The following is a 12,245-nucleotide window of genomic DNA, read 5'->3' as shown; positions in this document are numbered from 1 at the left end:
CCACACACCAGCAGACGCTTCGCGCGCAATTCCATAGGCACGCGAAAAGAAGATACCCGCCCTCTTTTATTTTCGACAGGCCGAAAAAAGTTTCACCAGCCCCTTGATTGTATATAATATACAGAATACAATATTCGACAGAGAGTCCAACCGAATCGAGCAAGCGAAAGGATTCCATCATGACCAAGTTCACCAACGTCATCGTCCGCCGCCCCGCCAAGTCCATGGTGGAGGGCATCACCTCGGCCCCCGAGCTGGGCAAGCCCGACTACGAGCTGGCGCTCAAGCAGCACGACGACTACATCGCGGCCCTCAAGCAGTGCGGCGTAGAAGTGACGGTGCTGCCCGCGCTCGAGCAGTACCCCGATTCGTGCTTCGTGGAGGACCCCGCGGTCATCACCCGCAAGGGCGCCATCATCACGAACCCGGGCGCCGCGAGCCGCAACGGCGAGAAGGACGAGATCGAGCCGGCCGTGCGCCAGTTCTTCGACGACGAGCACGTGAAGCACATCGAGAGCCCCGGCACGCTCGACGGCGGCGACGTCATGATGGTGGGCGACCACTTCTACGTGGGCCGCTCCGCACGCACGAACGAGGAGGGCATCCGACAGTTCTTCGAGATCCTCGAAGGCTGGGGCCTCGAGGGCTCCGAGGTGCCGCTCGAGCTCGTCTTGCACCTCAAGACCGGCGTGAACTACCTGGAAGACGGCAACATGCTCGTATCTGGCGAGTTCGTGACGAAGCCCGACTTCGAGCAGTACAACCGCATCGAGATCCCCGAGGACGAGGCGTACGCCGCGAACTGCATCTGGGTGAACGGCACCGTCATCGTACCTGAGGGCTATCCCACCGTGCTCAAAGCCGTGCAGGATGCCGGCTACAAGACGCTCGCGGTCGACACGTCCGAGTACCGCAAGCTCGACGGCGGGCTCTCCTGCCTGAGCCTGCGCTTCTAGCGGAAGTCAGGCTGAGCGCTCGGCGCAAGAGCCTCTCTCTTTCTCCTTTCCATCATATCGCCGCAAACGGCGCGCTGCGGCACCTGCCCGGCGCGCCGTTTCGATTCCCATGCGCATACCATCACGCGCTTTGCGTGAGCATTCCCTTCGACCCCCTTGAAAGGAGGGGTTATGTTGAATACTGCCATCTCGTCTTCCGGCAAAACCGATACAAGCCAGATCATCGACCCGAACGGGCTCGACCTATTCCGTCTCACCATGATGGTTGTCACGGCAAGCATCTGCGGAGGCATTTTCTCGCTCGCAGGAGATATGGCAGCCGGCGGCGCGAACACCGGAGCCGTGCTCATCAGCTGGGCGATTTGCTTCATCGGCGTATTCTCGCTCATGATGTGCTTCAACGGGTTGTCGCAAGCTCGCCCCGACCTCACCGGAGGCATCTACGCGTACGCCGCAGCCGGTTTCGGCGATTTTGTCGGATTCAATTCGGCCTGGGGCTATTGGATTTCAGCGTGCCTGTCAAACGTCTCGTTCGCCATTCTGTTGTTCTCGGCGCTTGGATACTTCTTCCATCCGTTTGAGAGTGGCAACAACCTACTCTCGTGCCTGTGCGCCTCGGCGTTTCTCTGGGTGCTCGTGTGGCTCGTATCGCGAGGAGTGAAGGAGGCGGCCGGCATCAACGTCATCGTCACCATCGCGAAGCTCGTTCCGATGGCCCTGTTCGTACTGTCCATCGTTTTACTGGGAAAGTTCGATCCCGCCATCTTCATGGAGAACTTCTGGGGAGAGCCGGGCGGTCCGGACATGGGAACGCAGATCATCTCCACCATGATCGCGCTCGTGTGGGTGTTCACCGGCATCGAAGGCGCCGTGGTCATCTCGGGGCGCGCGAAATACGTTCGCGATGTGGGCCGCGCCACCGTTATCGGATTCGTCTCGGTGTTCGTGCTATACCTCATCATCTCGATCGAGAGCATGGGAGTTATGCCGCGCGCCCAGATGGCCGAGTTGGCCACCCCGTCGATGGCCGGCATCCTCGAGCACGCCATCGGGCCTATGGGAGCGGGCATCGTGAATCTGGGCGTGGTGCTCTCGCTGCTCGGCGCCATGCTGGGCTACGTGATCATAGCGGCCGAAACGCCGTTCGAGGCGGCGCGCCAAGGCGTGTTCCCCAAGTCGTTCGCGCGCACGAACAGAAACGGCGCGCCCATCGTGACCACGTTCATCTCGGCGGGCATCACGCAGCTGTTCCTCATCGTGTCGGTGTTCTCGGAATCCACCTACCAGTTCTTCTACGCATGCGCCGTGTCCACCATCCTCATCCCCTACGTGTGCTCGGCGGCGTACTACATGAAGATCGCCTGGAAGAGGGAGCATCTGACATCTGATCAGGTGAAGAAGGCACGCATATTCGGCACGGTAGGCTTCGTGTACACGGTGTTCCTCGTGTGGGCGGCGGGCGTTGTGGGCGTGATGATCACCACCATCTTGTTCGCGCCCGGCATCATCGTGTACGCCATAGGCCAACGAGAACGCAACGAACCGGTGCTGCCGAACACCGTCGACAAGGCAATCGCCGTCCTTATCCTTGTCTTGTTCGTAGCATCCATCGCGCTCATGGCCACCGGCACGATCAGCGTGCTGTAGCAAACTTACCGCCCCGGTGGTCTGCAGCACGCGCCGCAGACCACCGGGGCGCGCGGTTTACGACTCCGTGACCAAGGGGCTCCAAGACGCTGAACGCATGCTATAGTGAGTTGGCTGCATCAGCGCGTCCAAGGGAGAGTTTCATGAACTTCATCGTCCGTTGGTTGGTCACGGCCATCGCCGTGGGGGTGGCTGTATGGCTCGTGCCCGGCATCGGAATCGTCGGCGGCACGGAAGCGTGGGCGGCCATCGCCATCTTCGGCCTCATCCTGTCGCTCATCAATATCAGCGTCAAGCCGGTGATGCAAGTGCTCAGCCTGCCCATCACCGTCATCACGCTGGGCATCTTTTACCTGGTGGTGAACACGCTCATGCTGTACGTGGCCGCGTGGCTGGCCAACGGTATCTTCCAAGTGGGCATCGACATCGCGACGTTTGGCAGCGCGTTCGTGGCGTCCATCGTCATCAGCATCGTGTCGGGTATCATGAACGCCCTCGTCGGCAACGACTGACGGCGCACCTGCGCGTTGCATGCGCGCGACCCCCCACGTGCAGCACCTGCGCGCACGCAACCGCGCGCTCTCGCGTGCTGCGCACGGCCCGACGTCGAGGTCGCGCACTCCCTCGCGACGCACCTGCTTGCGTTCCCCTGCGGCGTGCGCAGCCCGACGGCGAGATCGTGCATTCCCTCTCCGAATACCCGCTTGCGCTCCCGCGCCGCGATCGAGCCGCAGCCAAGCAATCGCCCGATCGATCGTCGAAACCCTGCCGCACCGCTTTCCCCGCGCATGTTTCACGTGAAACGCATTGTCGCAATGTAGTGCGATATAAGAACAAATGTTTCACGTGAAACATGTGCGCAGAGAACCTCGTCGCAAAAGCATCGCCGCAGACGGCTCCTCGCCGCCGGCAACACCGTAAGCGTCTCTTCGCTGCAGGCAACGCCGCAGACGCCATGGCCAAACGCGCGCCCCCCTCCAAACCCTTTCCACCCCCCCCCCGCCGCATATCTGCACGTAAGCGCAGGGGAAGACACTCGTTCTCGAGCGCAATGCGAGGCTTTTGCCGCCATGCGCCCGCGCAGACGCGCCCATCGCGACAATCGCGGGCGTCTCGCGTTGAACCCGTCAAGAAACGTTGACGTAATCGCGGCGCAATCGCGTTAGAAACGCGTACGATCCACGCGATTTTTCGCTGGACGCACGCCATCTGCGTGCTGGATGAGCCGTGTACCATGGAGACACGAAGACCCGAGGCGGCATGGCACCACACCCCTTTCCACCCTGTCCCCGATTTCGGAGCACGCGGAGGGAGGTGGAAGCCATGACCGTTTTGGCCTTGATAGCGGCGATCCTTGAGTTTGTCTCCAGCCTGTTGGATTTTTCGACGGCGCTTATGGAGCGGCTCCCCGCCCGTAAGGACAAGGAGCCGTAACCAAGTGCCAAACCGCCGAGGCGATTCGAGAGCCGTGGGGAGTACACGCTCCCTGCGGCTCGCCTTTATTATACGCATCCGACCGATCAAAGCAAGAAAGATTGCCCGCTTCCCAAACGATCTCGAACGGCTCACTCGCTTGCAAGGGAGGAGGCACCCTGCCATCGAACGTCACGCACCGCTCAGCAGACGCAAGGCGAGGCCACGCGCTGCCAAGCGAACGGCGCATGAGCAGCCGATCGCCCGCCCAGGCGACCAAACGACCGCCCGCCCCATGCCAACGCCGCAAACACCATGCGGACGCAGGGCGAAGGCCCGCTCAACCGACCGCCCGCCCCGCACGCCGTCCGGGCTCTGCTCCTACAAAGCCAGGCGGTAGATCTCCCGAGCGTCGTCCATCGAGAGCTTCTTGAAGCTGCCGAAAGGCTCTCCCTTGTTCGCCTTGAGCGTGGGGATCATCTTCTCGATGTCGTCCTCGCCCACGCCCAGCTCGGCAAGCGTCGTAGGCATGCCGAGCGACGCGAAGAACGCACGCGTCTCGTCGATGGCCGAAAGCGCGTCGGCGTCCGCATCGCCGGTGGGCGCGAGGCCGAACACCTCGCGGCCGTAGAAGGCGAAGCGGCCCGGGTTCTCGCCGCGCACATGCTCCATCCATGCGGGGAACATCACGGCCAGCCCCGCACCGTGCGTGATCTCGGGGTAGAGCGCGGACAGCTCGTGCTCCAAGCCGTGCGTGGCCCAGTCCTCGTGGCGGCCGACGCCGGCAAGGCCCTGATGGCACAGCATACCCGCCCACATGACGTTCGCGCGGGCATCGTAGTTGTCCGGCTCGGCCAGCACGCGCGGGGCCTCGGCGCGCACCGTGCGCATGAGCGACAGGCACAGGTTGTCGGTCACCGGCACGGCGCCCACGTCGTCGAAGAAGCGCTCGAGCAGATGGCAGAACATGTCGGTGAGGCCGGCGGCCGTCTGATAGGGCGGCAGCGTGAACGTGAGCTCGGGGTTCATGAACGCGAGCTTCGGGCGCTGCGCGTTGTTCGGATAGCCCGACTTCATCTGCAGCGCGTCGTTGCTCACCACGGTGTTCTTCGACGCCTCGCTGCCGGCAGCAGGGATGGTCAGCACCACGGCGATGGGCAGCACGTCGTCGGTTTGGCGCTTCGTCTCGAAGAAGTCCCACACGTCGCCGTCGTAGTGCGCGCCCACGGCGATGGCCTTCGCCGAATCGATGACCGAGCCGCCGCCCACGGCCAGCACCCAGTCGATGCCGTGCTGCTTGCACAGCGCAACACCTTCGCGCACCAACGTGATCTCGGGATTGGGGCGCACGCCGCCCAACTCCACGTGCTGGACGCCCTGCGCGTCAAGCGACGCCTTCACGCGGTCGACGAGGCCGCTTTTCACCGCGCTCTGCCCGCCGAAGTGCAAAAGCACTTTAGCCGCGCCGCGCTCGGCCAGCTTCGCGCCCACCTGCTCTTCCGCACCCCTGCCGAACACGAAATGCGTCGGCGATACGAATTCGAAGTTCTCCATGGAACCGACCTTCTTTCAATCCGGTAACAGCACCTTTCAGCCCGGTAACGGCACAACGGTACGCCTTGCATGATACCGTACAATGACCATGCTTCAACCTGTTACCAACTTGATCTCCGCTTGAAAGGAAGCCGCCATGCAAGACTCGAACGCACGCACCGTTCGCGGCATCGGCATCGCCGTCGTCATCCTGTCGGCGCTCGCCCTCATCGTGTTCGGCTTGGGAGCCATCGCCGTCGGCGCGCTCGGAGCCTTCGTATCCGACCCCAGTCTGTACGGAGATGGCATCTCCATCAACGGATACGACCACGGCTACTACGACTCCCTCAGCGCCGAAGAGGCCGCCGGTCTGATGAGCGGCTCGATGCTTTTGGTGACCTGGCTGTTCGTATGGGGCGCGCTGTGCGCGGCTGTGTCGCTCGTGGCCGGGATCTTGGGCATCCGCGTGCCCACCCACCCCGACAAGAGCGGCAGCGCGTTCGGCTGGTCCATCGCGGGCGCCATCGTGGCCGTGCTCTCCGGACGCCTGGTCACTGCGGTGCTCCTCGTGATAGCGGCGGTGTATGCCAACAAGCTACGCCATCCCAAGCCCTCCGGCTACCAGCCTCAACAGCCGTACGGGCAGCCATGGGGTCAGCAACCGGGCTACGGCCAGCAGCCGTGGAACAACCAGCAGTCATACGGCCAGCAGCCGAGCTACGGATACGGTGCCCCGAGCTATCCGCAGTCAACGGACGCGGCAGGTGCGAGCGCGGCAGACACGGCAGACGCGAACACGACAGGCGCGCCGACCGCAACGCACGTCGCCCCCGCCGCCCCTGCCCCTGCGGTCCCTGCCCCCGCAACCCCTACGGCGCCTACGGCTCCTGAGGATCCCATCGCTTCCAAAACCGCCGAGGATTCGCCGGAGACCGAAGATTCCGCGAAGCCCGAATCCGACGGATCCGACACGCAGCAGACGCGCTAGCCCAGCGCTACGTCCAAGACCATCATCACCAGAAAGCCCGCCATCACCCCGACGGTGCCGGCGTTGGAGTGCTCCCCGAGGTGCGCCTCGGGGATGAGCTCCTCCACCACCACGTACATCATGGCGCCAGCCGAGAAAGCCAGCATCCACGGCATGTAAGGCGAAATGAACCCCGCGAACAGCACCACGAGGATGCCGAACACCGGCTCGGCCAACCCCGACAGCGCGCCCAAGGCGAACGCGTGCGGAGCGCTCATCCCCTCCTGCAAAAGGGGCAGCGCCACAGCCGCCCCTTCGGGAACGTTCTGGATGCCGATGCCCAGCGCCAGCGCCACGGCCATGCCGAACATAACCGGGTCACCGCCGTTCTGCGCCGCCATCGCGAACAGCAGCCCCACGCTCATGCCCTCGGGAATGTTGTGAAGCGTGACGGCGGTGAACAAAAGCGTCGGACGATCCCAAGTGCTGGGCAAGCCCTCCGGCTTGTCCTCGCCCGGGTGCAGGTGCGGCAGCAGCTGGTGCAGCACCATGAGGAAGACCACGCCGAGGACGAAGCCGCCCGCAGCGGGAATCCAGCCTATCTGCCCTGCCTCCTCGGCCTGATCGATGGCCGGGATGAGCAGCGACCATACCGACGCCGCGATCATGACGCCGGCGGCAAAGCCCAAAAACACCTGCTGGAACAGCTTCCCGTCGCGTTTGCGGAACAGAAACACCGAAGCCGCTCCCAGCGTGGTCATCAAGAACGTGAATCCCGTGCCGCCAGCGGCCCATGCAAGCGCGGTCGTCATGCGCCCTCCTATCGATCGCCATCAATACAACGAGGTCGGGGGCCTCGAAAGCCCCCGACCTCATCGAAAGGAATACCGACAGTATCGTTTGGCCTCTTTCGGCTGCCCACTAGCCCCGCTTTCGCGGGTTCCGCAATAATACCGCACGAGACTGTTACTTGGCGAAGATAGTCTTATTCGTTCGTATTGCGCTTTCAACTGTCGGACACCGGGCATTGTATCGTCTTTTTGTGAACCTGCGAACCCCTTCAACGGTTTTTGTGCAGGTGAACAAGCAAATTGTTGCCACATGGCAACGCGCTCGTCGCCCAATCGAGACGCAAACGCCCCGCCCCGCCACACATGGTGGGGCGAACAACGCATGGAGAAGCGCTGCACGTTGCAACGCACCACAACGCACCAGGTGCCGCAGGCCAAACAGCGCGTACCCACGCGCCGTGGGCTGCGCGCCCCACCAGGACGCGCAGCCCACCAGCAATCCTTCTTCGCCCCTCGGCGCGGGGCATCGGCGAAACGCGCTTTCTACCCGAGCCTTCCAGCCGCCAGATCGCGTCCCAACAGATAGCCGAACGTGAGGCAGTTGATGCCGTAGCTGTTGCCGGGGATGGCGAAGTTGTACGTGTTCGCGTACATATCGCCCACCATCGCCCCCACGTTGAACAGGCCGGGGATGGGCTCGTCGTTCTCGTCGCACACCTCCATGTTCACGCTCGTGCGCAAGCCGCCCATCACCGTCATGAACGTGGCGTAGTTCTGCGCGGCATAGAAGGGGCCGTCCTCCTCGATCCGCACCAGGAAATCGGGGTTCTTGTGGAAGTCCTCGTCCACGCCCGCATCGCACAGCTCGTTGTAGCGCGCGACCACCGCCTTGAGCTTCTCCGCGTCAAGACCCAGCTGATCGGCCAGATCGTCAAGCGTGTCGGCCTTGTAGTACGATCCGTCCTCCACGCCCGCGTCCCACATCGCCACCAACTCGTCAGGCGTGAGCGCCGGCAGCGTGTAGTCCATGCCGAACGTGTACCACTCGTGGCCCTTGTCCAGGATGGCCTGCGGATAGTTGGCCGTCCAGATGCCGTAGGCGATGTGCTGCGGCTGGGACAGCAGGTGGTTGGAGCTGTAGGGAGCCGAAATGTCCTCGCGCTGGTAGCGCTCGGTGTTCATGTTCACGTTGAGGCCCATATGGAAACCGCACGGCTCATGGCTTCCACCCCACGCGCCCTGCATCATGGGCGCAGCAGGATAGGCGTGCTGCCAAGCTGCGCCCGCCCACAGGCCCATCTTCTGCCCGTCGCCTCCGTAGATGCCGGTGAGGTTGAAGCTCGTGTTGTAATCGATCTCGCCCTGTTCGTAGCCCACGAGCGGCAGCACCATGGGGCAGTACGCGGCAAGCATCTCCTTGTTGCTGGAGAAGTCGCCCGTGGCCAGCACCACGGCCTGGTTCGCCTTGAAGCGCACGTATCCGCTGCCGTCCATCTTCGATGCCACGACGCCCGTCACGCGTCCGGTTTTGTCGCCTTCGCGCTCAAGGTACTCGGCCTTCGTATCGTAGACGATCTGGACGCCGTACTCCTTCGCCTTTGCCTCTAGCGCCTCCACCGCGCCCTGCTGTCCTGTGGACACCATGGAGCTGTCGCCGAGCGTGGAGAACGCGTGCGCGTAGTTCGGCCCCAGGTCGAACGTGTTGTCGCGCTCCATGATGACCTCGAGGCCGCTCTCGCGGGCGATGTCGATCATCCAGTCCATGGCCTCTTCGGAGTTGTTGTAGCCGCGCATCCATTTCCGCTGATCGATGGCGAAAGAGGCGGCGCGCATCTCATGGTAGTAGAACGGCACGGGATCGAACGGCTCGATGCCCAGCTCCTTCATCACCTTCGAGTTGCGGGCGTAGTTCGACCCGCCGCGCGAGATGGGCGCGCTCGATGCGGAGAACAGCGTGACCTTGACGCCCTGCTCGGCCGCAGAAACCGCCGTGGTGAAGCCAGACATGCCGCCTCCCACCATGATGATGTCGTTTTCGATAGTCTCGCCGATCTCATTCTCGTCCACCGGATCAGGTGGAATCATGAACGACCAGGTGGGCATAGCATCTGTGAGCTTGATCACAGCCTCGCTCGAGCCGATCGCGCCGTCCGCACCCGCGCCCGAGCCCGCCGTGCCGCTCGCCGCGCCGTCCGCTGCGCCGCCTGAGCCAGACGGAGCACAGCCCGCCAAGCCGGCAGCGGCGGCACCCGCCGCCCCCACCGCGCCAAGCTTCAGGAACGCACGACGCGAGAACCCCCGCGCGCTCGTCGGGTCTTGCGCCGCGCTCTGCGAGCCGCTGTGTCGTTTCACCATAGAACATCCCTCCTCAAAATCGATACCTGTCCTGTGCAGGCACCCTCATCTTACGCGCGGGAACGTCGCCCGCCCAAGCAGATTCGGGTTGCCCGCCCGCAACCGTTTTCTGCGCGAAGGAAAGGGAGCGCACCCGTGGCACGAACAGCGCGAGCAGCACGAGCAGCGTGCGTCCACCGCCAAACCGGGATCGGCGCGAACCCGCGTTCGCCGGATCCCGAGCCGAGGCGGGACCTTCCACGCGCAAAACCAGATGCCGCTTGCAGGTCCACGCCCCTTTCCCGCATCACGGCCTCACGAACCGCGAGTCAGCCGATCCATCAGAACCGGTCGAAGAAACATGCGCTATGCTGGGAGCCGGCACGCAATCCTTCGGCGAAGCGCTGCCGAGCCGCCCCGCCGAAGGAGGCTTCAAGGAGGGGATCATGGACATACGCCAGCTGGAATACCTCATCGCCGCCGCCCAACGTGGCAGCTTCACGAAGGCGGCTGAAGACCTGTTCGTCACGCGCCAGGCGCTCAGCAAGGCCGTGCGCAACCTCGAGCACGAAAGCGGACGCGCACTTCTGCTCAATCGCGACGGCCACCTCGAACTCACCGAGGACGGACGCGCGCTGTTCGACGAAGCCGAACCCGTGGTGGCGGCATACCGCCGCATCGAGGAGCGCTACGGCAACGTGGCGGCGTACGCCGCCGTGAGGCAAACGCTCTCGGTGGCGATGGCCCACGGCACCGCGCAATCCATGCCCGAACGCACGGTGGATGCGTTTCGTATGAGCCATCCCGATATCCTGCTATCCATCGAAGAGGTTTCCACCGAAGCCGCGCTCGCGATGGCGCGCTCGGGGGACTCGGACATCAGCCTGGTGGGATCGGCGCCCCTCTACCTGGGAGGGTTCGACCTCATGCTCGTGGTGGAGACGGGCACGTACGTGCACGTGCCCCGCACAAGCCCCCTGGCCGAACACGAACGGCTCACCGTGCACGACCTGGATGGCCAGCCGTTCGTCACGTTCGGCAGACGCAACCACCTGCACCGCCTCTTCATGGAGACCTGCGAAGAGGCCGGAGTGCGACCGAACATCATCATGACCACCTCCGATACCGACTTGCTCGTCCGCACAGCCGAACAGCAGTCGGCGCTCTTCTTCGGATTTCCTCCGCATATCGGGCGGCCCTCTTCCCCCGCCCGCGTGCTCCGCCCGCTCGATCTCGGCGTCGATGCCGTGTTTGGAACGTATGCCGTCAAGCACCAAGGCTGCGCGCTCTCGTCCCCTGCGCGAGCCTTCTGGAAGTTCCTCGAAACAGTCGAGCCGGCGCGCGCCAAGGCGTCGCGCCTCCCAAAGACAACGGACGAAGGCCACTCCCGCAAACCACGAGCCTAGGCAGCTTGCGGCACGCGGAAGCGCCTCGATCTCGCGGCATCCTCACGCTCCCGACATCCTCACGCACGATCCCCTTAAAGGAACGAGGTGCCAATCCCTCCCTGCACGAGATCCGCGGTTTACCGTCAAAACGATCCATTAGGCTATCGCGAACAGGTGTAATACGGCAACCCGCACGAATCGAAACGAGCAGACATCCGACCAGTTCGGCCATGCCAGTTCGGCCACGTGCGCGGAACCCGCCAAGCCCGCTCCGCGCAAGACAGGAGACGTCCTCCGCACGCCGCCCCATGCCGTACTCGCCATAGAGAAACAACGCCCGATGCAAAAACGCCCGCGACCCAAAAGGGCGCGGGCGTTCTCGGGTCGAAGGGCGAGCCGCGGACTACTCTTCGGACGTCGCAAGCGGGCTCGGCACGGAGTAGGTGCGGGCCGCGTTCTCCTGATCAAGGTCGTAGAGCGCCTTCGCATCGGAGCCGAACAGCTTCATCCGCGTGATCATCTTGTCGGCGTTGTCCTCTTCCTCCTGCTGCTCCTCGATGAACCAGTCGAGGAACTTCATCGTGCGGTAGTCCTTCGCCTCGGCGGCGGCGGCGTAAATGTCGTTGATGAGGCTCGTGACGTACTTCTCGTGCTCGAGCGCGGCCTCAAGCGGCGCAAGGAAGTCCGAGAACTCCTTGTCGGGCTGGTCGATGGCAAGCAGCTTCACCTTCTGGCCATTCTCGTGCAGGTAGTTGCGGAAGATCATGGCGTGGTCGCGCTCTTCCTGGGCCTGGATCTCGTACCAGTTGGCGAATCCCTCCAGGCCTTCCTCCTCGTAGTAGTCGGCAAAGGACAGGTACAGATAGGCCGAGTAGAGTTCCTTGTTGATCTGGTCGTTCAGCAGTTCGTACACACGCGCGTCCATAGCATCCTCCTTGATCGGTTGGTCGGGTTGTTCACTCAACGGGCGCCGCATACGCAACGCCCCTGCTCAATATGCGTTTATGATACCGCCGATCAACCGTGGTGCCGCAAACCGTCCATCGAATCCACAGAGTGCGCAAGGAACCTTGAACGGGCGCTCGCCAACGCTGACCGACCAGCCTCGCAAGGCCAGCCAACCAAGCTTCGCGACGCTGGCAGCCGCTGCAGATGCGCCCCTTCCGAGACGGCTTTGCCGAAGGGCGCGCCACCCACACACCCCACCCCCGCGCTC

General features: G+C 63.6%; 9 protein-coding genes. 5 read left to right on the top strand and 4 right to left on the bottom strand.

Going from position 1 to position 12,245, the window contains the following annotated elements:
• Window positions 1–179: 179 nt before the first annotated feature.
• The 3 genes from C2L80_RS06615 to C2L80_RS06605 all read left to right on the top strand — a co-directional run bounded on the left by C2L80_RS06615 (window position 180) and on the right by C2L80_RS06605 (window position 3,115).
• Window positions 180–956 (top strand): dimethylarginine dimethylaminohydrolase family protein, encoded by a 777-nt coding sequence (locus C2L80_RS06615; RefSeq protein WP_103262882.1) that lies wholly within the window; start codon window positions 180–182, stop codon window positions 954–956.
• 171 nt (window positions 957–1,127) lie between these two features.
• Entirely contained in the window at window positions 1,128–2,603 is a 1,476-nt protein-coding gene (locus tag C2L80_RS06610) for a basic amino acid/polyamine antiporter (protein WP_087195915.1), read from the top strand.
• Between the two features lie 143 nt (window positions 2,604–2,746).
• Window positions 2,747–3,115, top strand: a complete 369-nt coding sequence (locus C2L80_RS06605) for a phage holin family protein (protein ID WP_092200086.1) — start codon at window positions 2,747–2,749, stop codon at window positions 3,113–3,115.
• A 1,282-nt stretch (window positions 3,116–4,397) separates the two neighbouring features.
• Here the strand turns inward: C2L80_RS06605 and C2L80_RS06600 are convergent.
• The gene (locus tag C2L80_RS06600) at window positions 4,398–5,570 is read right to left on the bottom strand and encodes an iron-containing alcohol dehydrogenase (protein ID WP_103262881.1); all 1,173 of its coding nucleotides are present in this window, start codon (window positions 5,568–5,570) and stop codon (window positions 4,398–4,400) included.
• A gap of 136 nt (window positions 5,571–5,706) precedes the next feature.
• On the opposite strand from C2L80_RS06600, the gene C2L80_RS06595 reads away from it, so the two are divergent.
• The gene (locus tag C2L80_RS06595; protein WP_103262880.1) at window positions 5,707–6,537 is read left to right on the top strand and encodes a hypothetical protein; all 831 of its coding nucleotides are present in this window, start codon (window positions 5,707–5,709) and stop codon (window positions 6,535–6,537) included.
• On the opposite strand, the gene C2L80_RS06590 is transcribed toward C2L80_RS06595, so the two are convergent.
• The gene (locus C2L80_RS06590; protein ID WP_087195911.1) at window positions 6,534–7,328 is read right to left on the bottom strand and encodes a ZIP family metal transporter; all 795 of its coding nucleotides are present in this window, start codon (window positions 7,326–7,328) and stop codon (window positions 6,534–6,536) included. The genes C2L80_RS06595 and C2L80_RS06590 overlap by 4 nt on opposite strands.
• Window positions 7,329–7,850: 522 nt before the next feature.
• Entirely contained in the window at window positions 7,851–9,662 is a 1,812-nt protein-coding gene (locus tag C2L80_RS06585) for an FAD-dependent oxidoreductase (RefSeq protein ID WP_103262879.1), read from the bottom strand.
• A 425-nt stretch (window positions 9,663–10,087) separates the two neighbouring features.
• Here C2L80_RS06585 and C2L80_RS06580 point away from each other — a divergent pair, with 425 nt between their 5' ends.
• A complete protein-coding gene (locus C2L80_RS06580) occupies window positions 10,088–11,047 on the top strand; it encodes a LysR family transcriptional regulator (RefSeq protein ID WP_087195959.1) in 960 nt (319 codons plus the stop codon).
• 385 nt (window positions 11,048–11,432) lie between these two features.
• Here the strand turns inward: C2L80_RS06580 and C2L80_RS06575 are convergent, their stop codons facing one another.
• Complete coding sequence (locus tag C2L80_RS06575) at window positions 11,433–11,954, bottom strand: ferritin (RefSeq protein WP_087195909.1); 522 nt, start codon at window positions 11,952–11,954, stop codon at window positions 11,433–11,435.
• Between the last annotated feature and the right edge of the window lie 291 nt (window positions 11,955–12,245).

This window comes from Rubneribacter badeniensis (genome assembly GCF_002899695.1).
Classification (GTDB): Bacteria; Actinomycetota; Coriobacteriia; order Coriobacteriales; family Eggerthellaceae; genus Rubneribacter; species Rubneribacter badeniensis.
This window is presented reverse-complemented; position numbering and strand designations above follow the sequence as displayed.

Bases quoted from the DNA above. Each gene is read 5' to 3' on its own strand.
- C2L80_RS06615 (WP_103262882.1), top strand. From the start codon at position 180: ATGACCAAGTTCACCAACGTCATCGTCCGCCGCCCCGCCAAGTCCATG.
- C2L80_RS06610 (WP_087195915.1), top strand. From the start codon at position 1,128: ATGTTGAATACTGCCATCTCGTCTTCCGGCAAAACCGATACAAGCCAG.
- C2L80_RS06605 (WP_092200086.1), top strand. From the start codon at position 2,747: ATGAACTTCATCGTCCGTTGGTTGGTCACGGCCATCGCCGTGGGGGTG.
- C2L80_RS06600 (WP_103262881.1), bottom strand. From the start codon at position 5,570: ATGGAGAACTTCGAATTCGTATCGCCGACGCATTTCGTGTTCGGCAGG.
- C2L80_RS06595 (WP_103262880.1), top strand. From the start codon at position 5,707: ATGCAAGACTCGAACGCACGCACCGTTCGCGGCATCGGCATCGCCGTC.
- C2L80_RS06590 (WP_087195911.1), bottom strand. From the start codon at position 7,328: ATGACGACCGCGCTTGCATGGGCCGCTGGCGGCACGGGATTCACGTTC.
- C2L80_RS06585 (WP_103262879.1), bottom strand. From the start codon at position 9,662: ATGGTGAAACGACACAGCGGCTCGCAGAGCGCGGCGCAAGACCCGACG.
- C2L80_RS06580 (WP_087195959.1), top strand. From the start codon at position 10,088: ATGGACATACGCCAGCTGGAATACCTCATCGCCGCCGCCCAACGTGGC.
- C2L80_RS06575 (WP_087195909.1), bottom strand. From the start codon at position 11,954: ATGGACGCGCGTGTGTACGAACTGCTGAACGACCAGATCAACAAGGAA.